Source organism: Methylobacterium sp. CM6246, assembly GCF_054818005.1.
The window spans coordinates 1,542,662-1,565,386 of sequence record NZ_JBTXKY010000001.1 but is presented as its reverse complement, the minus strand read 5'-3'; the positions used below and the strand labels follow the sequence as shown (position 1 = coordinate 1,565,386).

Annotated in this window: 23 protein-coding genes; 11 read left to right on the top strand and 12 right to left on the bottom strand. The window is 69.6% G+C overall.

The annotated features are described in order from the left end of the window. Positions 1-118: 118 nt before the first annotated feature. On the top strand, positions 119-625 hold the full coding sequence (locus ACYQPG_RS07815) for a GNAT family N-acetyltransferase (RefSeq protein WP_147906361.1): 507 nt from the start codon (positions 119-121) through the stop codon (positions 623-625). Between the two features lie 111 nt (positions 626-736). Next, complete coding sequence (gene ppa, locus ACYQPG_RS07810) at positions 737-1,270, top strand: inorganic diphosphatase (protein ID WP_147856529.1); 534 nt, start codon at positions 737-739, stop codon at positions 1,268-1,270. Between the two features lie 230 nt (positions 1,271-1,500). On the opposite strand, the gene ACYQPG_RS07805 is transcribed toward ppa, so the two are convergent. Further along, entirely contained in the window at positions 1,501-2,034 is a 534-nt protein-coding gene (locus ACYQPG_RS07805) for a gamma carbonic anhydrase family protein (protein ID WP_147940137.1), read from the bottom strand. Positions 2,035-2,169: 135 nt separating this feature from the next. Here ACYQPG_RS07805 and ACYQPG_RS07800 point away from each other — a divergent pair, with 135 nt between their 5' ends. Further along, entirely contained in the window at positions 2,170-2,448 is a 279-nt protein-coding gene (locus tag ACYQPG_RS07800; protein ID WP_147940136.1) for a hypothetical protein, read from the top strand. Positions 2,449-2,627: 179 nt separating this feature from the next. Beyond that, positions 2,628-2,807 carry a hypothetical protein gene (locus tag ACYQPG_RS07795; RefSeq protein WP_147906358.1) on the top strand — a complete coding sequence of 60 codons (180 nt, stop codon included), beginning with the start codon at positions 2,628-2,630 and terminating at the stop codon, positions 2,805-2,807. 41 nt (positions 2,808-2,848) lie between these two features. Here ACYQPG_RS07795 and ACYQPG_RS07790 read toward each other — a convergent pair whose 3' ends face one another. Together ACYQPG_RS07790 and ACYQPG_RS07785 are read right to left on the bottom strand one after the other, a co-directional pair. Next, positions 2,849-3,013, bottom strand: a complete 165-nt coding sequence (locus ACYQPG_RS07790) for a hypothetical protein (protein WP_187193529.1) — start codon at positions 3,011-3,013, stop codon at positions 2,849-2,851. A gap of 215 nt (positions 3,014-3,228) precedes the next feature. After that, entirely contained in the window at positions 3,229-3,747 is a 519-nt protein-coding gene (locus tag ACYQPG_RS07785) for an META domain-containing protein (protein ID WP_147856784.1), read from the bottom strand. Positions 3,748-3,988: 241 nt separating this feature from the next. Between ACYQPG_RS07785 and ACYQPG_RS07780 the strand changes: the two genes are divergently transcribed. The 4 genes from ACYQPG_RS07780 (at position 3,989) to ACYQPG_RS07765 (ending at position 6,648) form a co-directional block, all read left to right on the top strand. Next, positions 3,989-4,312, top strand: coding sequence for a helix-turn-helix domain-containing protein (locus ACYQPG_RS07780; protein ID WP_147940133.1), 324 nt, complete (start codon positions 3,989-3,991; stop codon positions 4,310-4,312). Positions 4,313-4,472: 160 nt separating this feature from the next. Next, entirely contained in the window at positions 4,473-5,210 is a 738-nt protein-coding gene (locus ACYQPG_RS07775) for a PIG-L deacetylase family protein (RefSeq protein WP_461230674.1), read from the top strand. Continuing rightward, positions 5,207-5,800 carry an SAM-dependent methyltransferase gene (locus ACYQPG_RS07770; RefSeq protein WP_461230673.1) on the top strand — a complete coding sequence of 198 codons (594 nt, stop codon included), beginning with the start codon at positions 5,207-5,209 and terminating at the stop codon, positions 5,798-5,800. Before ACYQPG_RS07775 ends, ACYQPG_RS07770 begins: the two co-directional genes overlap by 4 nt. After that, positions 5,797-6,648 carry a glycosyltransferase family 2 protein gene (locus tag ACYQPG_RS07765; RefSeq protein WP_461230672.1) on the top strand — a complete coding sequence of 284 codons (852 nt, stop codon included), beginning with the start codon at positions 5,797-5,799 and terminating at the stop codon, positions 6,646-6,648. The genes ACYQPG_RS07770 and ACYQPG_RS07765 overlap by 4 nt, the downstream gene beginning before the upstream one ends. A gap of 91 nt (positions 6,649-6,739) precedes the next feature. On the opposite strand, the gene ACYQPG_RS07760 is transcribed toward ACYQPG_RS07765, so the two are convergent. The 8 genes from ACYQPG_RS07760 to ACYQPG_RS07725 form a co-directional block, all read right to left on the bottom strand. Continuing rightward, positions 6,740-7,711: an HpcH/HpaI aldolase/citrate lyase family protein gene (locus tag ACYQPG_RS07760; protein WP_147856921.1), complete on the bottom strand. Its 972-nt coding sequence runs from the start codon at positions 7,709-7,711 to the stop codon at positions 6,740-6,742. Between the two features lie 107 nt (positions 7,712-7,818). After that, positions 7,819-10,581 (bottom strand): phosphoenolpyruvate carboxylase, encoded by a 2,763-nt coding sequence (locus ACYQPG_RS07755; RefSeq protein ID WP_419829115.1) that lies wholly within the window; start codon positions 10,579-10,581, stop codon positions 7,819-7,821. A gap of 241 nt (positions 10,582-10,822) precedes the next feature. Then, a complete protein-coding gene (gene sucD, locus ACYQPG_RS07750) occupies positions 10,823-11,713 on the bottom strand; it encodes a succinate--CoA ligase subunit alpha (protein WP_147856025.1) in 891 nt (296 codons plus the stop codon). 14 nt (positions 11,714-11,727) lie between these two features. Continuing rightward, entirely contained in the window at positions 11,728-12,906 is a 1,179-nt protein-coding gene (locus tag ACYQPG_RS07745) for a malate--CoA ligase subunit beta (RefSeq protein ID WP_147856026.1), read from the bottom strand. Between the two features lie 239 nt (positions 12,907-13,145). Beyond that, positions 13,146-13,790: a methenyltetrahydrofolate cyclohydrolase gene (gene fchA, locus ACYQPG_RS07740; RefSeq protein WP_147940128.1), complete on the bottom strand. Its 645-nt coding sequence runs from the start codon at positions 13,788-13,790 to the stop codon at positions 13,146-13,148. A 14-nt stretch (positions 13,791-13,804) separates the two neighbouring features. Beyond that, positions 13,805-14,665, bottom strand: a complete 861-nt coding sequence (locus ACYQPG_RS07735; protein WP_147906352.1) for an NADP-dependent methylenetetrahydromethanopterin/methylenetetrahydrofolate dehydrogenase — start codon at positions 14,663-14,665, stop codon at positions 13,805-13,807. Positions 14,666-14,856: 191 nt separating this feature from the next. After that, entirely contained in the window at positions 14,857-15,801 is a 945-nt protein-coding gene (locus tag ACYQPG_RS07730) for a D-2-hydroxyacid dehydrogenase (RefSeq protein WP_147906351.1), read from the bottom strand. Between the two features lie 103 nt (positions 15,802-15,904). After that, positions 15,905-17,113: an aminotransferase class V-fold PLP-dependent enzyme gene (locus ACYQPG_RS07725; protein ID WP_147906350.1), complete on the bottom strand. Its 1,209-nt coding sequence runs from the start codon at positions 17,111-17,113 to the stop codon at positions 15,905-15,907. 572 nt (positions 17,114-17,685) lie between these two features. On the opposite strand from ACYQPG_RS07725, the gene ACYQPG_RS07720 reads away from it, so the two are divergent. Genes ACYQPG_RS07720 through ACYQPG_RS07710 form a run of 3 tightly spaced genes read left to right on the top strand, consistent with a single transcriptional unit; the run spans position 17,686 to position 20,221 of the window. Beyond that, on the top strand, positions 17,686-18,483 hold the full coding sequence (locus ACYQPG_RS07720; protein WP_461232434.1) for a UDP-2,3-diacylglucosamine diphosphatase: 798 nt from the start codon (positions 17,686-17,688) through the stop codon (positions 18,481-18,483). 11 nt (positions 18,484-18,494) lie between these two features. Continuing rightward, complete coding sequence (locus ACYQPG_RS07715; RefSeq protein ID WP_461230671.1) at positions 18,495-19,541, top strand: glycosyltransferase family 4 protein; 1,047 nt, start codon at positions 18,495-18,497, stop codon at positions 19,539-19,541. Positions 19,542-19,582: 41 nt separating this feature from the next. Then, positions 19,583-20,221 carry a ribonuclease HII gene (locus tag ACYQPG_RS07710; protein ID WP_147906348.1) on the top strand — a complete coding sequence of 213 codons (639 nt, stop codon included), beginning with the start codon at positions 19,583-19,585 and terminating at the stop codon, positions 20,219-20,221. Between the two features lie 127 nt (positions 20,222-20,348). On the opposite strand, the gene ACYQPG_RS07705 is transcribed toward ACYQPG_RS07710, so the two are convergent. Beyond that, on the bottom strand, positions 20,349-22,706 hold the full coding sequence (locus ACYQPG_RS07705; RefSeq protein ID WP_461230670.1) for a membrane-bound PQQ-dependent dehydrogenase, glucose/quinate/shikimate family: 2,358 nt from the start codon (positions 22,704-22,706) through the stop codon (positions 20,349-20,351). Positions 22,707-22,725 lie beyond the last annotated feature (19 nt).

Genomic DNA, 22,725 nt, shown 5'->3' with positions numbered 1-22,725 from the left:
CACCGGAAAGTTCCGAAAAAACGGCGTCGATCTTGCCTTCACTCTGCCCGGATCGGGATCGAACCTGGGCGGACCGCGCGGGTTATCCGCAGGTCGCAAGGGGGAAGGCCGGAAGCCCATGAGCACGCGCACCACGAGCATCCGCCGGGCTCGCGAGGCCGACCTCGGCAGCCTGTCGACGGTGTTCGATGCGTCGTGGCGCGAGGCCTATCGCGGCATCATACCCGGCGTGGCGCTCGAGCGACTGATCGCCGGGCGCGACCGGCCGTGGTGGCGCAGCGCACTACGCCGGGGCCGCCCGATCGCGCTGGTCGAGACCGGCGAGCGGGTGGTCGGCTACGCCGCCTACGGGCGCACCCGCAGCCGGGCGCTCGGCACGGAAGCCGAAATCGACGAGCTCTACCTGCTGCCGGAATACCAGGGCATCGGCCTCGGACGCCGCCTGTTCAAGGCGGTGCGCAACGATCTCGTCGATCACGGGCTGACCCAGCTGGGCGTGTGGAGCCTGGAGGACAACGACCGGGCCGGCGCCTTCTACGAGGGTCTCGGGGGCCGGGCCGGGCCGCGGGTGATGGACCGGGTCGCGGGCGTCGCCCTGCCCAAAGTCGGATACCTGTTCAGCTAACGTTTCCTGGGACTCGTCGCCGGCCCCGCACCGATACTGATTTGCATCGCGGGGCCAGGCATCTAAGAGGTCCGGGAAGCGGTGCAGACCGCATCCCGGAAGCGATACGCCATGAACATCGACGCCATCCCGCTCGGCAAGAAGCCCCCGCACGACGTCAACGTCATCATCGAGGTGCCGCTCGGCGGCGAGCCGATCAAGTACGAGATGGACAAAGAGTCCGGCGCGCTGGTGGTCGACCGGTTCCTCTATACGCCGATGTTCTACCCCGGGAACTACGGCTTCATCCCCCACACCCTGTCGGGCGACGGCGATCCCTGCGACGTGCTCGTGGCCAACACCCGCGCGGTGCTGCCGGGCGCGATCATCAGCGCCCGCCCGGTCGGCGTGATGGTGATGCAGGACGAGGGCGGCGAGGACGAGAAGGTCATCGCGGTACCATCCCGCCACCTGACCAAGCGCTACGACCGCGTCGAGAACTACACCGACCTGCCCGACATCACGATCCAGCAGATCCAGCACTTCTTCGAGCACTACAAGGATCTGGAGCCCGGCAAGTGGGTGAAGTTCGTCCGCTGGGGCGACAAGGAAGAGGCCCACCGGCTGATCGAGGAAGCGATCGAGCGGGCGAAGAACAAGAAGTAATTTTTCCCACGACAGGCAGACTAGGCCCTCCCCCTCTGCGGGGGAGGGTGGCTCCCGGAGAGGAGAGGTCGCGGCAGGCGTGAAATCCTGCGCCGTCGCGTTGCCCTTCTTACAGAACTTCGGCGCGACCCGCCCTGACGGCTGGCCCACCCTCCCCCGCGCAGAGGGAAGGGAGCGGCGTATTTCAGGCGCTTACTGACAAACCCGATCGGTAAGCCGGCGCACCGCCTTCACCCGTCGATGCGGCGCAGGCCGGCCTTGTAGCGCCGGGCATTCTCGACGTAGCGCAGGGCCGCCTGCCGCAGACCCTCCACGGCCTCGGGATCGAGGGTGCGCACGGCCTTGGCCGGCGACCCGACGATCAGGCTGTTGTCCGGAAATTCCTTGCCCTCGGTCACCAGCGCGTTGGCCCCGACGAGGCAGCCCCGGCCGATCCTGGCGCCGTTCAGCACCGTCGCGCCCATGCCGATGAGGCTGCCGTCGCCGATCGTGCAGCCGTGGACGATGGCACCGTGGCCAACCGTGACATCCGTTCCGATCGTCAGCGGGAAACCGGGATCAACGTGCATGATCACGCCCTCCTGCACGTTGGTGCGGTCGCCGATGCGGATCGGCTCGTTGTCGCCGCGCAGAGCCGCACCGAACCAGATGCCGACATCGAGCCCGAGATGGACCCGGCCGATCACCTGAGCGTCCGGCGCGATCCAGACCCGGGCGGGATCAGCCAGCTCTGGGGCGTGGTCGTCGAGGGCGTAGAGCGGCATGGTTGGCTTCCGTCGCGGTGCTGATGTCTCGGGAGCGACGCGGCCGACGATGGGCATCGCCTGTCGCCGGAATGGCACAGGTCCGGGTCGCCTGCCAGTGCTAGACTGGCGCTGCAACCGGGGCGAGGCGCGGGCTTGAAGCGGATCACGGCATCGATCGGGCTCGCCGGCCTGCTGCTCGCGCAATCGGCCGACGCGGCGGACTGGCACGATAGCGTCCGACGGGGCGGCTTTCGTGCCACCTGCGAGGACCTCGCGACGTTCTGCTTCGCGGATGCCTGCGGGGGCGATCAGATCGATGCCGCCGAGACCTGCCGGGCGCGCTGCCCGAGCGCGGTGATCCTCAGCGTCGTGCCAGCCGCCTGCCGGATCCCTGGCACTACATCCGGACCGATTCTCCGAAGCCGCGGCTGAGATGTCGGCATGATCCGATCCGGGCAAGACGAAGGATCAGAAGTCATCGCCGAGAAAAAAAACGTCGGCCTGCGGCAACGAAACGCGGAACCCGGCATTGACCGTGCTCAAACAGCTCACGAGTCACCTCGACAACGCGGACCGTTACTCGCGCAAGCGCGAGACCGGAAGCAAACAGCATGATCAACGACGATCTCAACCCGCCGCATGCCGGTCTGAACGCGGATCCCATTCTGTACGGGGTTGCGGCCGGATTGGCCGCCCTGTTTCCGCCGGTGCTGTTGCACGGCCGGGACTCGGCCGACCTGACCGCGCCGTCAGACGGCGACGAGGATCGGGAGACGCGCGACACGGAGTGAGCGCGACGTGCCGGTAATGCGGGCGCCACGGCTCCCGACCGTCACGCGGCGAGCCGCGCGATCAGCAGCACCGTCGCCAGGATCGGTGCAGCGGCAGCAAGCCAGAGCGCCCCGGAATGGATCGCGGGCGGCGCGGTGAAGCGAAGAGGCCTCGAGACGCCAGGGCGCAGCGGCACCCGATCCCTCAACCCGATACCGACTGCCATGCGCCGTCTCCTCGATACCCGAGGAGAAAATCCCGATCGCCCTCAAGGGCGTCTGAATCGTGGGCGGCGTTCGTGCAGCGTGGTGAATTCGGCCTTAAGCCGGCCGACGTGGCCCGCCCTATTCCGCGTTGCCCGAGTCGGCGAAAACCCCAGGAGCGGAGACGGCGGGAACCGTCCTGCCGCTCAAACGACCAGTGACCGGGCAGATTGGGCGGTCAGAGCGCCCGGTCGAATTTCAGCTCGCCGTTCGGGCTCTTCAGCACCAGCTGGGAGCCGACGAGGTCCCACACCGCCGCGGTGCGCAGGGCGACGAAGAACGCCTGCTCGGTGGCCGCGAGACCCTTGTCGCAGCTCTTCTTGGTGAGGGCGAGGGGACCGACCGCGAGGTGCTGATCTTTGAGCGGGAAGGCGGTCGCCGCGAAGGTGTTGCAACCGCCGTAGCCGCGGGCGCGGTACTGCTTGTCGATGATGAAGCTCGGACGGTCGCCACCGGTGAAGGGCTTGCCGTTGAGGCTCACCGCCGTCCAGGTCGAGTCGAGCGGGAAGATCTTCTCGCTCGCCTTCGTGCCGGGCACGTATTGCGGCTTCTTCTCTTCCTCGCCGCCGGGGCGGCGGTTGCCTCGGCCGAAGCCCGTGGGCGCTCCGCCGCCCATCTGGGCTTGGGCCTGCGTGGCGGCAGTCAGGTCCACGGCCATCACGGCACAGGCCAGGGTAGCGATCAGCACCGCTCTCATCGTTCCGCCCTCATCGTGCGCGCACGGCGCCCAGTCCATCGTCCATCCGGGGGACGCGACAGCCGCCCGACTCCCCCCTGAGTCGCACGGCGCGGTCGCCCCGAATCCATACAGCCCCGCGCATGCGACGGAATTTCAGCACAATTATGGTCGCGGCGCATCGCGCGGTGCCCGGAAACGATCGGCGACCGATATCGTTGTCGATCATCCCGAAGGGGACCAACGACGGGTGGAGGACGACGTGGCAGGATCGGACGAGGGCGGCCAAGCCGGGGCGAGCACGCTGGCGATGAGCCCGGCGCAGTCGCGGGCGGCCCGGGGGCTGCTCGGATGGTCCGAGGCGGAACTCGCCGCCAAGGTCGGCCTCGACGAGCGGTTCGTGCGCGATTTCGAGAGCGGCTACGGCGACCCGCCGAGCGGGCAGATCGAAGCCCTGCGCAGCGCGCTCTGCACGGCGGGCGCGGTGTTCGACGACGTGCCGAATCCCGGTGTCCATCTGGCGGCCCAGGCCAAGGCCGACGAGGGCGTCCGGCTCGGCGCGCTCACCACGGAGAACGATCGGTAGAGCCCGCCGCGGACGGCGCCGCTCATGGCGCGTTCAGCCGCCGGGGCCGATAGCCGGAGGGCAAGACCTGCTCGCCGTCCCAGGAGCGATCCGTGACCGTTCACGCCAGCCCCACGATCCGCAACGGCGCCCCGGGCGCCTCCGCGACGGGGACACGCTGATGCGGGCCGACGTCTTCCTGACCGCCTCCGACGCGCTGCCGGTGGCGGATCTCTCCACCTTGGTGGAGCGGGGCGGCCTTGTCGTGGTCGCGCCCCATCCCGATGACGAGAGCCTGGGCTGCGGCGGCCTGATCGCGGCGGCCCGCGCGGCGGGACGGCCGGTGCATCTCGTGGTCGTGAGCGACGGGTGCGGCTCGCACACCCATTCCCGCCTGTACCCGCCGGAGGCGCTGCGCACCCTGCGCGAGGCGGAGACGCTCCGGGCGGTGTCGATCCTCGGCCTCGCGGCGGCGGACGTGACCTTTCTGCGCCTGCCCGACGCGCATGTGCCGAGCGACGGCCCCGAGGCTGAAGCCGCGGCGCACGCGGTGGTGCAGGCCGCGGCCCGGTGCGGTGCCGGCGCCGTCTTCGTGACCTGGCGACACGATCCCCATTGCGACCACAAGGCGGCCGCCGCCATCGTCGGACTGGCCCGGCGGCAGATGCCGGGCGTCGTGGTCTACGAATACCCGGTCTGGGGCTGGACCCTGCCGCCGGAGACCGAGGTCGGCCCGCCTCCGGATGGCCTGCGCCTGGACGTCTCGGCCCATCGCGAGACCAAGACCCGGGCGGTGGCGGCGCACGCGTCGCAGACCACCGACCTGATCTCGGACGATCCCCAGGGGTTCCGCCTCGAGCCCGCCATGATCGCGCGGCTCTGCGGCCCCTACGAGCGCTTCGTCAGGATCCCCGCATGAGCCGGCGAACCGAGACCCTCCCGGAGGATTACTTTGCCGGCATCTATGCCAGCGATCCGGATCCGTGGAAGTTCACGAGTTCGGCCTACGAGCGGGACAAGTACGCCGCGACGCTGGCGGCACTGCCGAGGCCGCGCTACCGCTCCGCCTTCGAGCCGGCCTGCGCGATCGGGGTGTTCACCCGCGCCCTGTCCGAACACTGCGAACGGCTGCTCGCGGCCGATCCGATCCTCGCCGCTGTCGAGGCGGCCCGCGCGCGCTGTGCCGACCGGCCGAGCGTGGAGATCCGCCAGGGCGCGCTCCCGGCGGACTGGCCGGAGGGCCGGTTCGACCTGATCGTGCTGGCCGAGTTCCTGTACTTCCTCGCCCCGCCCGACCTCGCCGCGCTGGTCCGGCGTGCCGGCGACGCGATCGAGCCCGGCGGCGACCTGATGCTGGTCCACTGGATCGGCGAGACGGACTATCCGCAATCGGGCGACGAGGCCGCCGAGAGCTTCATTGCGCAAGCCGCGCCGTTCGCAGAGCTGCTGCATCAGGCCCGGACCGACAAGTACCGGCTCGACGTGCTGCGCGCCGGAGACGCGGCGTGAGCACCACGGTCATCACCCTGAACAAAGGCCGGGGGGCGCATCTCGCCCGTCTGCTCGAAGGCCTCGGGCGCGGCACCCCGCCCGACGCCTGCATCGTGGTCGAGATCGGCGGCGACGACTCGCCCTTGCCGGACCTGCCGTTTCCCATCGCGCGCGTCCCATTCCGACGGGACGGCCTGCCGCTTGCGGCTGCGCGCAACGTCGGGCGCCGGGCAGCCCGCACCGACACGCTGATCTTCCTCGACGTCGATTGCATCCCGTCGCACGGCGTGGTCGCCGGCCTGTCGGACGCAGTGGCCGAGCATGACGCCCTGATCTGCTGCGAGATCGGCTACCTGCCGGCCGGCGCGGTCACTGATGGCTGGCGGGAGGGGGACCTCCATCGGCTCGGCCATCCTCACCCGGTGCGCGCCTTCCCGGGGGCCGGCCTCGTGGCACCGGCACCGCAGCCCGGCCTGTTCTGGTCCCTGGCCTTCGCGGTGCGTGCCGTGACCTACGACCGGATCGGGGGCTTCGACGAGTCGTTCTCCGGCTACGGGGCCGAGGATACCGACCTGGCATTCCGGGCCGATGCGGCCGGGGTGCCAATCCTGTTCCTCGGCGGCCCGCGGGCCTACCACCAGCACCACGCGAGCTACGATCCGCCGCTGCAGCACTTCCGCGACATCGTCGCCAACGCCGGCCGCTTCCACACCCGCCACGGCTTCTGGCCGATGGACGGCTGGCTCGACGGGTTCAGTCGCCTCGGCCTGATCGCGGCCGACCGGTCGAACGGGATCGTGGTCTACCGCGATCCGACCCCGTCGGAGATGGCGGCGGCACGGCTGCCGGACACGCAGCCGTTCTGAGGGTGTCGTGAACGTCTTGCGTCGCGACCGATCATGCCGGCCGCGACGCAGGGCAAATCGCCCCTCCCCGTGGGGAAGGGCAAAGGCGGCCTCACGCCTTCATGGCGTTCGCCTTCTCGATCAGCGCCTCGGCCATGCGGATCGACGCGATGTCGATCAGGCGGCCGTCGAGGGAGACGGCGCCGCGGCCGGCCTTGGCGGCCTCCTGCATGGCCTCCAGGATACGGCGGGCTTTGGTGACCTCGGCCTCGGACGGCGTGAACACTTCGTTGGCGAGGTCGATCTGAGAGGGATGGATCGCCCACTTGCCCTCGAAGCCCAGCGCGGCGCAGCGCTTGGCCGCCGACTTGTAGCCGTCCGGATCGGAGAAATCGCCGAACGGGCCGTCAATCGGGCGCAGGCCGTAGGCGCGGCAGGCCACCAGCATGCGGTTCTGGGCGAACAGCCACGGGTCCTGCCAATGGGTCTGGCGGTTGCCGGCCTCGTCCTTGTCGGTGAGCACCGAGAAGTCGGCGTTGACGCCGCCGATCACCGTGGAGCGGGCGCGCGTCGAGGCGGCGTAGTCGGCCACGCCGAAGGACATCGCCTCGAGGCGCTTCGACGACTGGGCGATCGCCTCGACGTTGGCCATGCCGAGCGCGGTCTCGATCAGCACCTCGAAGCCGATCTGCTTCTCGCGCTTCTTGGCCTGCTCGATCTGGGTGACCAGCACATCGATGGCGTAGACGTCGGCCGGCACGCCGACCTTGGGGATCAGCACCATGTCGAGGCGCGGGCAGGCTTCGACGATATCGACCACGTCGCGGTACATGTAGTGGGTGTCGAGACCGTTGATGCGGATCATCATGGTCTTGGTGCCCCAATCCAGGTCGTTCAGAGCCTGGATGATGTTGGTGCGGGCCTTCTCCTTGTCGTCGGGGGCGACCGCATCCTCGAGGTCGAGAAAGATCACGTCGGCGGTCGACTGGGCCGACTTCTCCATGAAGGTCGGGTTCGAGCCCGGGACGGCGAGTTCGGAGCGATGCAGGCGCGGCTTGGCCTGCTGGATCAGCGTGAAGCTCATGGGTGTTTCTCTCTCCTGGTGACGGTTCTGGTGCCGCCGGGGTGCGTAGGGATCGCCCTCCGGGAACAAGATGGGTCAGGTGTCGGGCTCAGACAGTGCACCCCACCTCACCCGGTCGAGCCGAAGCCGACCGCGATGCAGTTGATCGACAGGAGCAGGGCGGATTTCACCGCCTCGCGCCGGTCCTCGTCGGTCTCGGCCCGGTAGCGGGCCAGCAGCTCGACCTGCTCGCGGCCGACCTGGTTGATGGTCGGCAGCCGGCCCTTCAGCCGGTCGCGGAACAGCGGGAAGCGCTCGGCCAGCTCGGTTCCGCCGCTCACCCGCAGCACCATCTCGCGGGTGAGCGCGTACTCGGCCTCGATCATCGAGAAGATCCGGTCCCGGACCCCCGCATCCTGGACGAGGCCCGCATAGGCCCGGGCGATGTCGAGATCGACCATCATCAGGGTCTTCTCGACCTCGTCGAGGACGAGGCGGAACACGCGGGATTCCTGGAACAGGCGCTTCAGGGTCGCCTCGCCGTCCGGGCCGCGCACCTCGAGGAAGCTCGCGAGCCCCGAGCCGACGCCGTACCAGCCCGTGATCACGTGCCGGTTCTGCGACCAGGCGAACACCCAGGGGATCGCCCGGAGATCCGAGAGCGAGCGGGCGCCGAACCGGCGTGCCGGGCGCGAGCCGATATTCAGGAGCGCGATCTCGTCGAGCGGGCTCGCCGACTGGAAGTAGTCGACCAGCCCGTCGGTCTGGAGGAGCCGGACATAGGCCGCCCGCGAGGCGCCGGCCAACGCCTCAAGGGCGTCGTCGTGGCCGACACTCGCCCGCTCGCCGTCGCCCGCCAGGGCGTGCTCGAACACCGAGGCGGCGAGCAGCTCCATCTGGTAGGCGGCGGTGCCGCGGTTGGCATACTTGAACGAGACGACCTCGCCCTGCTCGGTGGTGCGGAACCGGCCGCGGATCGAGCCCGGCGGCTGGGCCATGATGCCCCGGTGGGTCGGCACACCGCCCCGGCTCACCGAGCCGCCGCGGCCGTGGAAGAACGCGATGCCGACGCCGAGTTCCTGGCCGAGGCGGGTGAGCTTGCTCTGCGCCTTGTACAGCTCCCAGTTGGCGGCGACGAAGCCGCCATCCTTGTTGGAGTCGGAATAGCCGATCATCACCTCTTGGACGCCGCCCTGCCAGCGGGTCGAGCGGCGCACCACCGGAACGGTCAGGAGTTCGCGCATGATCGCAGGGGCAGCGCGCAGGTCGTCGATGGTCTCGAACAGCGGCACGATCGCGAGCGGGCAGATCTCCGGGCGGATCTCCGGGCCGGCGGCATCGAGGAACACGCCGGCCTCCTTGGCCAGCAGGTAGGCGCCGAGCACGTCCTCCACGGAGCGGGTCATCGACAGGACGAAGGCGCCGAACGCCTCTCGGTCGAGGGTTTCGCGCATTTCGGCGACCAGCGCGAAGGTCGCCAGCGTCTCACGGGCGGCGTCGGGCAGGTTCTCGAAGGAGCGCTCGGGATCCCGGGGCCGCACCAGTTCGGCGTCGAGCCACTGCCGCCACGCCGCGGTGCCGAGCGCCGGAGGCTCGCCGTCGCCGTTGCGCTGGCGCCAGAGCGCCTGGAGCGTGTCGGTGGTCCGGGTGGTGTTCTCGCGCAGGTCGAGCCGGACCGTGGAGAAGCGGAAGATCTCGACCATGCGGCGGACCGGCCGGACCAGATCGCGGCCGAGCGCCCCGCACTTCGCGTCGTCCAGCCCGCGCTCCAGGGTGCGCAGGTCCTCGATCAGGCCGTCGGCGCTGGCGTAATCGGGGCCGGACGGGTGCTGGCCCTCGTTGCGGGCGATGGTGGCGTCGAGCTTGCGCAGGACGCAGGTGAGATACTGGCGATACGGCTCGCCGGGATTACGCCGGGCGATGGCACGGGCCTGCCCGCTCTCGGCGAGCTGCCGGTCGAGCTCCCGGCGGAACGTCTCGGGCAGCGGCAGCGCGCGCTCAGTGAGCGAGAGCGTCCGGCCGAGCTCGTGCACGCCGTCGCGGTAGCGGTTCAGCGAGGCCAGCGCGTTGCGGTGCAGGGCCTGCCGGGTGACCGCTGCGGTGACGTAGGGATTGCCGTCCCGGTCGCCGCCGATCCACGAGCCGAACTGGAAGAACGGCGGGACCCGGAACTGGGTGCCGGGATAGGCCTCGGCCAGGGACTCCTCGAGGGTGTCCATGGTCTCGGGCAGCATCTCGAACAGGGTCTCGTCGAAGAAGTGCAGTCCCCAGGCGACCTCCCGCTCGACGGTGGCCTTCTCCAGGTGCAGCTCGCCGGTCATCCAGACCAGCTCGATCTGATCCCGCAGCTCGTTCATCAGCCCGTTGCGCTCGCGGTCCGTCCAGCGCGGCATCTCCAGCTCGCGCAGCACCAGGTAGATCCGCCGGAACTTCTCCAGCACGGTCACCCGCTTGCCCTCGGTCGGGTGCGCGGTGAGCGTCGGCCGGATGCGCAGGTCGCTGAGCAGCGCCTGGATCTTTTCCGGTGGGATGCCCTGGGCGCGGGCGTCCGAAAAGACCTTGGCAAAGGAGCCGCTCAGCGAGGCCCGCCCCTCCGTCCGCTCGACGTGGCGGCGTCGGCGCATCGCGGTGTTCTGCTCGGCGATCGAGATCAGGTGGAACCAGATTCCCTGCACCTGAAGCGCGCGCGCCAGCATCTCCGGCGAGAACCGAGAGATGTCGGCCGTGCCGTGCAGCACCGCCTCGAGATCGGGGTCGTGCCGACGGGCGACGTCGAGCAGGGCCTGGAACAGGATGTCGAGGGCCTGCTCGGCCGCGGTGCCGGTGATCACCGGAGGCGCGAAGGCGCTGGCCTCGGCGAGGCCGGGCGATGCGTGGAGGGTACGGGTCATGGAGCCACCTCGTGGCGCACGTTTTTTCAAAGGTCGGCGCGACGCACTCCCTCCCCCCTCTGCGGGGGAGGGTGGCCCGCGAAGCGGGTCGGGAGAGGGGAGCGACGCTTCTGGACAGCGCGTGACGGGCGCGAAACCCGCTACCGTCGCGCTGCCCCTCTCCCGACCCGGCCTGACGGCCGGCCCACCCTCTCCCGCAGAGGGGAGAGGGAGGACGTCGCGCTTTGCATCGGGCGCGGCGTCACGCCGCCCGGGCGAGCACGTCGGCTACGGTCTGGCCGAAGGAGCCGGGATCGGGCGCCACGGTTAGGCCGTAGGAGCGCATGATCTCGGCCTTCTCGGCGGCGCTGTCGCCGGCCGCCGAGATGATCGCCCCGGCATGGCCCATGCGGCGGCCCTTCGGCGCCGTCAGGCCCGCCACGAAGCCGATCACGGGCTTCGACATGTTGTCCCGGATCCAGGCCGAGGCCTCGGCCTCCTGCGGGCCGCCGATCTCGCCGATCATCAGCACCGCGTCCGTATCCGGGTCGGTCTCGAACAGGGCGAGGTGGTCGAGGAACGACGAGCCGTTGATCGGGTCGCCGCCGATGCCCACCGAGGTCGAGATCCCCAGCCCCAGCTCCTTCAGCTGGGAGGCAGCCTCGTAGCCGAGCGTCCCCGAGCGGGAGATCACGCCGACATTGCCCTTGAGGTAGATGTGGCCGGGCATGATCCCGAGCATCGCCTTACCGGGCGAGATGATGCCGGCGCAGTTCGGGCCGACCACCATGGTGCGGCGATCCCGCGGGTAGCGCATCAGGTAGCGCTTCACCCGCATCATGTCCTGGGCCGGGATGCCGTCGGTGATCGAGCAGACCAGCCGCAGACCGGCATCGGCCGCCTCCATGATGGCGTCGGCCGCGAAGGGCGGCGCCACGAAGGTGATCGACGTGGTGGCGCCGGTGGCGGCGACCGCCTCCTTGACGGTGTTGAACACCGGTAGGCCGAGATGGGTTCGGCCGCCCTTGCCGGGCGTGACGCCGCCGACGACGTTCGTGCCGTATTCGAGCATCTCCTTGGCGTGGAAGGTGCCCTTGTCGCCCGTGATGCCCTGGACGATGATCGGGGTGGTCTCGTCGATGAGGATGCTCATGGCGTGGTGTCCCCTCAGCGGTTCTTCTTGGCGGCGTCGCAGGCGTCGACCGCCTTGCGGGCCGCGTCCGACAGGGTGTCGGCGGTGATCAGGTCGAGGCCGCTGTCGGCCAGGATCTTCTTGCCCGCCTCGACGTTCGTGCCGGCGAGCCGCACCACCAGCGGTACATCGATCTTGACCTCCCGGGCGGCCTGGATGACGCCCTCGGCGACCCAGTCGCAGCGGTTGATGCCGGCGAAAATGTTGACCAGGATCGCCTTGACGTTGCGGTCCGAGAGCACCAGCCGGAACGCCGTGGCGACCCGCTCCGGGGAGGCGCCGCCGCCGACATCCAGGAAGTTCGCCGGCTCACCGCCCGCGTGCTTGATCATGTCCATGGTCGCCATGGCGAGACCGGCGCCGTTGACGATGCAACCGATCTCACCCTCCAGCCCGATATAGCTGAGGTTGTGCTCGGCGGCCTGCGCCTCGCGGGGATCGCCCTGCGACGGGTCGTGCATGTCGGCGATGCCCGGCCGGCGGAACATCGCGTTGTCGTCGAAGGACATCTTGGCATCGAGGGCCAGCACCCGGTCGTCCTTGGTGACGACCAGCGGGTTGATCTCGAGCATGGTGCCGTCGCAGTCGCGGAACGCCCGGTAGGCGTTCATGATGGTCTTCACCGCGGCCGAGACCTGCTTGATGTTCAGGCCGAGCTGGAAGGCGATCTCCCGGGCCTGGAACTGCTGCAGGCCCACCGCCGGCTCGACGACGACCTGGATCAGCGCCTCCGGCTCGTTGGCGGCGATCTCCTCGATGTCCATGCCGCCGCGCTGGCTGGCGATGACGCGTACGCGCTCGGCCTTCCGGTCCAGCACGTAGCCGAGGTAGAGTTCGCGCTCGAACGGATCGGCGGTCTCGACATAGACGCGCTGGACAGGCTTGCCCTCGGGTCCGGTCTGGAGCGTGACGAGGCGCTTGCCCAGAAGCTCCTTGGCTGCGTCGCGGACCTCGTTGTAGGTCCGGCACAGCTTGATTCCGCCGGCCTTGCCGCGTGCGCCGGCGTGGATCTGGGCCTTCACGGCCCAGAACGAGCCGCCGAGTTCGGTGGCGGCATAGACCGCTTGATCCGGGCTGAACGCGATGGCGCCCTTCGGGACCGCCACACCGAAGCTCGCGAGCAGCTCCTTGGCTTGGTACTCGTGGACGTCCATTCGGCGCCTCCTCCGCGGTCGTTGCCGCCGTTTGACGCTGTCTACTTTAGTTGAGTGGGAAGATTACGCCCGTCAAATTTTTTGAGCCGCGGGTTCAGGCCGGCTTTTTCGCGGATGCGGTAGGAATCGCATCCACTATTGCAATGCAGCATCGCAGAAAATCAGCGAGGCCGGGCGCGTGATGCACCCGGCCTCGACTGTCGAACCACTTGCGTCCGCGGCGGCGGATGAAGCGCGTTTCAGTTCACCTTGGCCTTCACCACCTCGTAGACCTTCTCGCTCAGCGCTCCCGCCTCGCCGAGCAGGCCTTCGAGTTCCCGGAGCCGCTCGTCCGCGAACTCCCGGTCCTCGAGCCCCTTGGCGTTGACGTAGACGTTGAGCGCCGCGCTGCGCAGGCCGGCATAGGCCGACAGGACCGCCACGCCGGCGTCCGAGACGACGTTGAGATTGCCCTTCTCGGCGGTGATCGCGGCGAGATCGATGACCGCGCGGCAGGCCCGGCAGCAGGCGAGCGGCACGTCGGTGGCCGTGCGGAGCGCGGACTGGATCGCCGCGGCGCGCGCCGCCTTCTCGTCGTCGGTGCCCTTGGGCAGGCCGTAGGCCCCCATGACGGCATCAAACGCCTGGACGTCCTCGCCGATCATGCCGGTCAGGACGACCCGCAGGCCCTCGGACCGGGCGAGCACGTCCTTCAGTTCGGCCTCGACCTCGACATACTTCTTCTTGCCGATGGTCAGGTTGCAGACCATCGACACCAGGGCTGCCCCCATGGCGCCGGAGATCGCGGCCGCACCGCCGCCACCAGGGGTCGGAGCGGCGCTCGCGAGTTCCGTCAGGAAGGTCTGGATGGTCGCCGTCTCGGGCGCCTGCTGCGTGTCCGACATGGGCGTCCCTCCCGTCAGGCCATCTTCTTGGCGAGCGCGTAGATCTCCTCGGCATCGAGCACCTGCTCGGTGCTCTCGAAGAGCTGGCCCACGCAGGCCCGGTGCAGCTTGAGCTTCAGGCCGCCGATGCCGAGGGCGCCGAACGCCTTCTTGCCGTTGCGATCCTTGCCCTTGTCCATCACGTCGATGCCGCCGACGCCGGTCGGGGGCTGCGCGTTGTAGTCGGCCACGAACTCGATCGCCGAGTCCTGCGCCCAGGCGGCCTCCGGCAGCAGCTCGACGCCGATGGCGCCGGCGGTGAACACGAGGTTCTTGCCCTTCACGAGCGCGATGCGCGAGGCCTCGTCGGGGGTCGCGGCGGCCTTCACGTTGACCTTGAAGCGCTTGTTGATCTGCTCGGCGGCGGCCTGGGTCTTGTCCAGCGCGCGGCCCGCGATGGTCACGTCCGCGCCCTCGCCGGCCAGAAGCGCGGCGGAGCGCATGCCCACCGGGCCGGTGCCGGCCAGGACGACGGCCGTCTTGCCCTGGAGCGAGCCGGCGGCCTTGGCCACCAGGGCGACGCCCGCGGCGGCCGTGGTGTTGGAGCCGTTCGAATCGAGCATGCACGAGACCCGGAACGGGCCGAAGAAGCGCTTCTTGACGGCGGTGAACAGTTCCTCGCCGGCCGCCATGCTGCCGCCGCCGACGAAGATCGCCGTCGACTTCTTCTCGGAGCCGCCGCGGGTGTAGATCGTGCCGTCGACCAGGGCGCCGACATTCTCCGGGGTCACGCCGCCGTAGCCGGTGATGTGGTCGGCACCGCCGTCGTAGCCGACCACCGTGTCGAACACGTTCGGCATCGCATCGGTGTCGAACAGGAACAGCAGCTTCTTCATGTTTTCATTCCTCTGCCCGGTTCGCGGGCATCACGTGTTCAATGCACTCGCCCTGTCATCCCGGGGCCGCGCGGCAAAGCCCGGGACCGAGAACCGCAGGTTGAGCGAGGTCTAGCGTCGTCGGCGGATCTGGATCCCGGGCACGCCTGCGGCGCCCCGGAATGACGGGCCGTGACGTCAGCCGCCGCGCCTCAAGCCTCGACCACGTTCTGCGGCTTGCCGGCGACGAACGCCTCGACGTTGTCGACGAGCTGATCGGCGAGGATCTGCATCGCCTCCTTGCTGGCCCAGGCGACGTGCGGGGTCACGATCAGGTTCGGCAGGTCAGCCTCGCACAGGATGTTGCCGTCTTTCGGCGGCTCCTGCGCGACCACGTCGAAGCCCGCGCCCGCGATGGTGCCGTCCTTCAGCGCGGCCAGCAGCGCGGCCTCGTCCACCAGACCGCCCCGGGCGGTGTTGATCAGGATGGCGCTCTTCTTCATCCGCTTGAGTTCGGCGGCGCCGATCATCCCCTTGGTGTCGGGGGTGAGCGGAACATGCAGCGTGATCACGTCGGACTGCGTCAGGATCGTCTCGAAATCGACCAGGCCGTCCTGCGGGAACACGTCGTAGGCCAGGACCTTCATGCCCAGCGCCTCGGCGCGCTTGCCGATCGACTTGCCGAGCGCTCCGTAGCCGACGATGCCGAGCGTCGAACCGGCGATGTCGTAGATCGGGTAGTCGAAGTAGCAGAACTGCGTGGACTTCGCCCAGTCGCCGCGCCGAACCGAGTTGGCGTAGGGCACGATCGCCCGGCGGAGCGCGAACATCAGCCCGACTACGTGCTCGGGCACAGTGTTGAACGCGTAGTTGCGGATGTTGACGACCGTGATGCCCTGGGCCTTGGCCTGGGCCTTGTCGACCACGTCGGTGCCGGTGGCGGCCACCGCGATGAGCTTCAGGTCGGGGAGCTGCTTCAGGGTCTCGGCCCGCATCGGGACCTTGTTGATCAGCGCGATCTCGGCGCCCTGGAGGCGGGACACCGTGTCCTCCGGCGTCCAGGTCGATTCGTGCTCGACGTAATCGTGCGGGAAGTTGAACGGTCGGACCGTCGCGTCGAGGGACTCACGGTCCAGGAACACGATCTTCTTGGTCATAGATCCCCTCTCGGGCAACGGGCGACTTCCTCGGGATTCTTGTTCTTACTTGCGCGCCGGGGCGGGGCCGGCAACCCGGCCCCGCCCCGGCAGCGTGCATCAATCACGCCTTGTGAAGCGGATTCTCGCGCAGGTAGCTGGAGGCGGCGGCGACGCCGGAGCCCGGCGTGACCTTGATGCCGCAATCGATCATGGCCATCTCGGCGCCCGCGATGGCACCCAGCAGCGACAGCTCGTTCAGGTCGCCCAGGTGGCCGATACGGAACACCTTGCCGGCGACTTTCGACAGGCCGGCACCCAGCGAGAGGTTGTAGCGCTCGTAGGCGTGGCTGATCACCTTGGCGGCGTCGGCGCCCTCCGGGACCACGATCGCCGTGACCGTGTCGGAGTTCCACTTCGGCTCCTTGGCGCAGGTCTTGAGGCCCCATGCCGCCACCGCCTGACGAGTCGCCTCGGCGAGCACGTGATGGCGGTGGTAGACGTTCTCCAGCCCCTCCTCCTTCACGATCGCCAGGGCCTCGCGCAGGCCGTAGAGCAGCGGCAGGACGGGGGTGTAGGGGAAGTAGCCGGTGGCGTTGGCGGCCAGCTGGTCCTTCCAGGCGAAGTAGGCGTGGCCGAGCCGGTCGTTCCGGCCGGTGCCGCCCTCGGCGATCTTAAGCGCCTTCGGGCTGATGCAGATCAGGCCGAGGCCGGCCGGGAGCATGAAACCCTTCTGCGAGCCCGCGATGGCGCAGTCGACGCCCCATTCGTCCATCTTGAACGGCAGCGAGCCGATCGACGAAATGCCGTCCACGAACAGCAGCGCCGGGTGGCCGGCGGCGTCGATCGCCTTGCGCACCGCGCCGATATCGCTGGTGACGCCCGTTGCGGTCTCGTTGTGGACCACCATCACGGCCTTGATGGCGTGATCCTTGTCGGCGCGCAGGGCCTCCCCGATCTTCTGCGGATCAGCGCCGGCGCCCCAGTCCTCGTCCTGGACGATCACGTCGAGGCCGAGGCGCTGGGCCATGTCGACCCAGAGGTGGCTGAACTGGCCGTAGCGGGAGGTGAGCACCTTGTCGCCGCGGCACAGGGTATTGGACAGCGCCGATTCCCAGATGCCGGTGCCCGAGGACGGGAACAGGATGACGGTTCCGGCGGTCGAGCCGAACACCATCTTGGAATCCTGCAGCAGCGGCTTCACCAGCTCGGGAAAGCTCGGCGAGCGGTGATCCTCGGACGGCACGTGCATCGCGCGCAGGACGCGATCCGGGATGTTCGTGGGGCCCGGGATGAAGAGATGGTTGCGACCGGGGCGCCGGGTTGCGGCCATGGTGTTTCCTCCAAAAACTCTGTTGCGCCCGGGCGGACCCGCGCTGGTTTGTTCAAACGTTCTCGGCGCCTTCGGCGGCCTTCTCGAGCTTCCTGCACGCGGTGCCGGCGGGCGCGGCACGGGCCGCAACTCCCCCGAACGCCATCCGTGTCATCCGTGGATCGGGGGGCTCAGCGGAGCGGCAGGCGGCGTCTTGCCGCTCGCGTCGCGGCGCGCCCCCGCGCCGGTCGCCTCCGAAATGCCGTCCCGGTCTACGGCGCCTCGTCTCAAGGCACCCTGGCCGCCCTCGCCGCCTTCCTATACGCGTCCGGCCCGGCTCACGCCGATCCACCGGTCGTCTGGTATTATGAGGCGGCGAAGCTGGGAAGCAAAACCGGAAAAACTTCGGGATCTCGGTAAAAAAATTTTTTGTGCATCGCAACGTCAGCTATCGGAACTTGAGAACTTCCGTTGCGGCGCACCAAGGCACCCCACAGCGATTCAGTACCGCGTCATCAAACTGAGACGTGATCGCGCTCTGGATCCCGGCACCGTTCGACCGCCGGGAGGGTGACGTGGCCGAGGATGAGGAGATGCCGGTCCGGGTCCGGACGCTGTTCCTGTCCGACCTGCATCTCGGGACGCGCGGCTGCCAGGCCGGCCTCCTTCTGTCGTTCCTGAGGGATTACGACGCCGACACGGTCTACCTGGTCGGGGACATCGTGGACGGCTGGCAGCTGCGCTCCGGCTGGTACTGGCCGCAGGCGCACAACGACGTCGTCCAGAAGCTTCTGCGCAAGGTCCGCAAGGGCACCAGGATCGTCTACCTGCCGGGCAACCACGACGAGTTCCTGCGGGACTACGTGGGCACGAATTTCGGCGGCATCGAGATCGCCGAGACCGCGATCCACGAGGCGGCCGACGGGCGGCGCTACCTGGTCATCCACGGCGACCAGTTCGACATGGTGGTGCGGCACTCGCCCTGGCTCGCCCATCTGGGCGACGGCGCCTACACCCTGGCGCTGACTCTCAACACCGTGATCAACCGGATCCGGCGGCGGGCCGGCCTGTCCTATTGGTCGCTGTCGGCCTGGGCGAAGCTGCGGGTGAAGAACGCCGTCAGCTTCATTGGCCGGTTCGAGACCATCCTGGCCGAGGAGGCACGCCGCCAGGGCGCGAACGGGGTGATCTGCGGGCACATACACCACGCCGCCGACCGGGCGATTGGCGACCTGCGGTACCTGAACACCGGCGACTGGGTCGAATCCTGCACCGGCCTGATCGAGCATTACGACGGCCGGATCGAGGTGCTGCATTATCCCAGCATCCTGCGGGCCCGCGAGGCCGAAGCTGCGCCGCGGCCGGTGGACGGCCGGCGCGCGGTGGCGTGAGGACCCCACGCGTGAAGCTCCTCATCGCCAGCGACGCCTGGCATCCGCAGGTCAACGGCGTGGTCCGCTCCCTGGAGCAGATGGTCCGCCGGGCGCCCGAGCACGGCTTCGAGACGGCCCTGCTCTCGGTGGCCGATTTCCGCTCCCTGCCCCTGCCGGGCTACCCGGAGATCCGCCTCGCCTTGGCCGGGCGGGACCGGGTGGCGGAGCGCTGGGCGGCCGAACGCCCGAGCCACGTCCACATCGCCACCGAGGGACCCATCGGCTTCGCGGCCCGGCGGCACTGCCTGGCCAACGGCCTGCCGTTCACCACGAGCTATCACACCCGGTTTCCGGAATACCTCGCCGCCCGCCTCCCGGTGCCGAAGGCGTGGTCCTACGCTTATCTGCGCCGCTTCCACGGGGCGGCCCGCGGGACCATGGTCAGCACCGTCTCTCTGCAGGCGGATCTGGAGGCGAGAGGCTTCTCCCAGCTGATGCGCTGGACCCGCGGGGTCGACACCGAGCGGTTCCGGCCGGCCGCCCCGGGCGAGCCGCCGCCGGCGGACCTCGCCGGCCTGCCCCGCCCGCTGTTCCTGTATGTCGGCCGGCTTGCCGTGGAGAAGAACCTCGCGGCCTTCCTGAGCCTCGACCTGCCCGGCACGAAGGTCGTGGTCGGGGACGGGCCGGACCGGGCGCGCCTGCAGGCCCTGGCCCCGGAGGCGCGCTTCCTCGGCACCCGGACCGGGGCAGCGCTCGCGTCCGTCTACGCCGCCTGCGACACCTTCGTGTTCCCGAGCCTCACCGACACGTTCGGCATCGTGCTGCTGGAAGCGATGGCCAGCGGCCTGCCGATCGCGGCCTTCCCGGTGCCCGGCCCCAACGACGTGCTGAGCGGGACCCGGGTCGGCATCCTGGACCAGGACCTGCGTGCGGCGGCCCTCGCGGCGCTGCGCCTGTCCCGGGCCGAGTGCAGGCAGGAGGCGCTGCGCCGCGGCTGGGACGTCAGCGCCGACCAGTTCTTCGGCAACATCATCGAGGCGCATGGCGGCGAGCGGAGCACCCGGAACGCCGCCTGAGCCGTGACGGCGGCGGCGCCAGATGGCAGGACGGCGCCATCATGCCCGTTCAGAAACAGCCGTCCGCGAAACGAACACAACCCGCCCTCACCCCACCGTTCGATCCGGCCCGGGCCGCGGATTACCCCGCGGTGATCGGCTGTGACGAGGTCGGGCGCGGCGCGCTGTGCGGCCCCGTGGTGGTGGCGGCGGTCTGGTTCGACCCCGCGGCGATCCCACCGGCCCTGCTGGCAGCCCTCGACGACAGCAAGCGCGTGCCCGAACCAGTCCGCGCGCATCTGGCGCCGCTGATCCGGACCCATGCCCGGGTCGCCGTGGCGGCGGGCTCCCGGGCCCTGATCGACCGCATCAACATCCGCGCCGCAACCCTCGACGCCATGGCGCGGGCGGTGGCGCGCCTCGGGGTCGCGGCGCCGGTCCTAGTCGATGGCCGGGACGCCCTGCCGGGCCTGCCGGGCCGGGCCGTCATCGGTGGCGACGGCCTCGTGCCGCAGATCGCTGCCGCCTCGATCGTCGCCAAGGTCTTCCGAGACGACCTGATGCGCCGGCTGGCCGAGCGCCACCCGGGCTACGGCTGGGAGCGCAACGTCGGCTACGGCACGGCCCTGCACCGGGCTGGCCTGACGGCGTTGGGCCGAAGCCCGCACCACCGCCTCAGCTTCACCCGCGGGTTCGGCTAGGGTTCAAAAGGTCGAGACCTTGTGCGGGTGCAGGGTGGAACCTTGCGGGCCTCGGGGGCTCCGCCCCCGAACCCAGCCAAAGGACTGAGCCCTTTGGAAACCCCGTCGTGCCCCAGGGCGGACCGGATCACTTCGATCCGGCTTCGGCCGGCAGCGCGTAGGCGACCACGTAATCGCCGCGGTCGGGCGACTGGCGGGCACCGCCGGCCGTGATCACGACGTATTGGCGGCCCGTCTTCGGGGACCGGTAGGTCATCGGCGCGCCCTGGCTGCCCACCGGCAGGCGGCCCTTCCAGACCTCGCGGCCGGTCCCGGCCTCGAACGCCCGCAGGTAATAATCCTGCGTCCCGGCGAAGAAGATCAGGCCCGAGCCGGTCACCAGCGAACCGCCGAGCGAGGGCAGGCCGATCGGGATCGGCAGGTGCATCTTGATCCCCAGCGGCCCGGTATCCTCCACCGTGCCGAGCGGGACCTGCCAGGCGATGCGGCGGGCCTTCAGGTCGATGGCCGTCAGCGTGCCGAACGGCGGCTTCTGGCACGGGATGTTCAGCGCCGACACGAAGCGGTTCCGGAGGGAGACGTAGGGCGTGCCGCGCATGGACGACAGGCCCATCTCGGTGCCGGCGGCCTTGCCGGTCTCGACCTGCTCCCTGGGGATCAGCCGGTTCCACAGGCCCAGCCGCATGTCGTTCACGATCAGGTAGTCCCGCGTCATGTCGATGGCGGTGCTGCCCCAGTTCATGCCGCCGAGCGAGCCCGGCATCTGGAGGGCGGTGTCGAAGCCCGGCGGGGTGAAGGTCCCCGCGTGGCGCATGCCCTTGAACTGGATCCGGCACAGGAGCTGATCGAAGGGCGTCGCCCCCCACATGTCGGCTTCCGTCAGGGTCTCGGCGCCGATCGACGGCATGTCCGAGTGGGGCTGCGTCGGCGCATAGCGCTCGCCGGGCACGCTGCCCTGCGGCACCGGCCGCTCGGTGATCGGCGCGATCGGGGCGCCCGTCTCGCGGTTCAGCAGGAAGATCTGGCCGTGCTTGGTCGCCGCGATCAGCCCCGGCACGGTGCCACCCTTCCCGTCCGGCAGGTCGTACAGGGCAGGCTGGGCCGGGACGTCGAAGTCCCACAGATCCTTGTGCACGAGCTGGACGTGCCAGCGCGGCCGCCCGGTCGCCGCGTCGAGGGCGAAGATCGACGAGTTGGTGGCATCGTCCTGGGCTGTCCGGTGGCCGCCGAAGAAGTCGGGCGTCGCGTTGCCGGTGGGCGCGTAGATCAGGCCCAGGGCCGAATCGTAGGCCATGCTGGTCCAGACGTTCGGCGTGCCCCGCGTATAGGTCTCACCGGGGGGTGGCAGGCGCGTGGTCGCCGGGTTGCCCGGATCCCAGGCCCAGCGCAGCGCGCCGCTCCCGACAGCGTAGGCGCGGACCACGCCGCCGGGCTCCCCGGTCTCGATGTTGTCGGCGACCCGGCCGCCGACCACCACGAGGTCGCCGGCGATCAGCGGTGCCGCGGTCTGCGTGTAGAAGCCGGACTTGACCTCACCCATGTCGGTCTTGAGGTCGACGGTCCCGTCCGCGCCGAAATCGGGGCAGGGCTGGCCGGTGGCGGCGTCGAGGGCGATCAGGCGCGCATCGATCGTGGCGAGCAGCAGGCGGCGGGGGCAGACCTTCCCACCCTCGCCTGCGCCGGCGTCGTGATAGCCGAGCCCGCGGCACCGCTGCCATTGCGGCGCACTCGCCTTCGGGTCGTAGCGCCAGCGCTGCGTGCCGGTGTCGGCGTCGAGGGCGACGACGATGTCGTTCGGCGTGCAGACGTAGACGGTGTCGCCGATCTGGAGCGGCGTGGTCTGGTCCTCCGCCCCGAAGCCGTTGCTGACGGCGATGTCGCCGGTGCGGACGGTCCAGGCCGGCCGCAGCTTGGCGACGTTGGTGGCGTCGATCTGCGTCAGCCCGGCGAAGCGGGTGCCGCCGTTTGTGTTGCCCCAGGCCGTCCAGTCGACCTGCGGCCCCGCCTGCGTGGCCGGGGGCACGTCCGGGATCTCGGTCGCGGTGATGATCGGCACCGGCTGAAAGGCGCGTAGCGTGGCTGCCACCAGGGCCAGCACCAGTGCGGTGGCGAGGCCCAGGGATGCCCGGCGCCACACGCCGCTGCCGGATCGATCGAGCAGCGGTGCGAACAGGGCGACGACGCAGGCGAGGACGGCGAGGGCGAACAGGCGCGAGACCAGCGGCCAGAACGCGAACCCGACCTCCCAGACCGCCCAGATCCCGGTCAGGATGAACGCCCCGCCGTAAAGCAGCGCCCCGGCACGCCGACGTCGAGCAACCAGAACGCCGGAGACGAGCATCGCGGCGCCCATGGCCACGAAGTACCAGCTGCCGCCGAGCCATACCAAGTATGCACCTCCGCCAGCCAAAAACAGACCGATCAAGACTATGATCAATCCAAGCATGACCAGCACCACATCGGACAGGTTTTTTGGTAGACGCATCTAAAATACTCAATCCCGC

Excerpts from the sequence above, each read along its gene's own strand:
- ACYQPG_RS07815 (WP_147906361.1), top strand. The coding sequence starts at position 119 with ATGAGCACGCGCACCACGAGCATCCGCCGGGCTCGCGAGGCCGACCTC.
- ppa (WP_147856529.1), top strand. The coding sequence starts at position 737 with ATGAACATCGACGCCATCCCGCTCGGCAAGAAGCCCCCGCACGACGTC.
- ACYQPG_RS07805 (WP_147940137.1), bottom strand. The coding sequence starts at position 2,034 with ATGCCGCTCTACGCCCTCGACGACCACGCCCCAGAGCTGGCTGATCCC.
- ACYQPG_RS07795 (WP_147906358.1), top strand. The coding sequence starts at position 2,628 with ATGATCAACGACGATCTCAACCCGCCGCATGCCGGTCTGAACGCGGAT.
- ACYQPG_RS07790 (WP_187193529.1), bottom strand. The coding sequence starts at position 3,013 with ATGGCAGTCGGTATCGGGTTGAGGGATCGGGTGCCGCTGCGCCCTGGC.
- ACYQPG_RS07785 (WP_147856784.1), bottom strand. The coding sequence starts at position 3,747 with ATGAGAGCGGTGCTGATCGCTACCCTGGCCTGTGCCGTGATGGCCGTG.
- ACYQPG_RS07775 (WP_461230674.1), top strand. The coding sequence starts at position 4,473 with ATGCGGGCCGACGTCTTCCTGACCGCCTCCGACGCGCTGCCGGTGGCG.
- ACYQPG_RS07770 (WP_461230673.1), top strand. The coding sequence starts at position 5,207 with ATGAGCCGGCGAACCGAGACCCTCCCGGAGGATTACTTTGCCGGCATC.
- ACYQPG_RS07760 (WP_147856921.1), bottom strand. The coding sequence starts at position 7,711 with ATGAGCTTCACGCTGATCCAGCAGGCCAAGCCGCGCCTGCATCGCTCC.
- ACYQPG_RS07755 (WP_419829115.1), bottom strand. The coding sequence starts at position 10,581 with ATGACCCGTACCCTCCACGCATCGCCCGGCCTCGCCGAGGCCAGCGCC.
- sucD (WP_147856025.1), bottom strand. The coding sequence starts at position 11,713 with ATGAGCATCCTCATCGACGAGACCACCCCGATCATCGTCCAGGGCATC.
- ACYQPG_RS07745 (WP_147856026.1), bottom strand. The coding sequence starts at position 12,906 with ATGGACGTCCACGAGTACCAAGCCAAGGAGCTGCTCGCGAGCTTCGGT.
- fchA (WP_147940128.1), bottom strand. The coding sequence starts at position 13,790 with ATGTCGGACACGCAGCAGGCGCCCGAGACGGCGACCATCCAGACCTTC.
- ACYQPG_RS07735 (WP_147906352.1), bottom strand. The coding sequence starts at position 14,665 with ATGAAGAAGCTGCTGTTCCTGTTCGACACCGATGCGATGCCGAACGTG.
- ACYQPG_RS07730 (WP_147906351.1), bottom strand. The coding sequence starts at position 15,801 with ATGACCAAGAAGATCGTGTTCCTGGACCGTGAGTCCCTCGACGCGACG.
- ACYQPG_RS07725 (WP_147906350.1), bottom strand. The coding sequence starts at position 17,113 with ATGGCCGCAACCCGGCGCCCCGGTCGCAACCATCTCTTCATCCCGGGC.
- ACYQPG_RS07720 (WP_461232434.1), top strand. The coding sequence starts at position 17,686 with ATGCCGGTCCGGGTCCGGACGCTGTTCCTGTCCGACCTGCATCTCGGG.
- ACYQPG_RS07710 (WP_147906348.1), top strand. The coding sequence starts at position 19,583 with ATGCCCGTTCAGAAACAGCCGTCCGCGAAACGAACACAACCCGCCCTC.
- ACYQPG_RS07705 (WP_461230670.1), bottom strand. The coding sequence starts at position 22,706 with ATGCGTCTACCAAAAAACCTGTCCGATGTGGTGCTGGTCATGCTTGGA.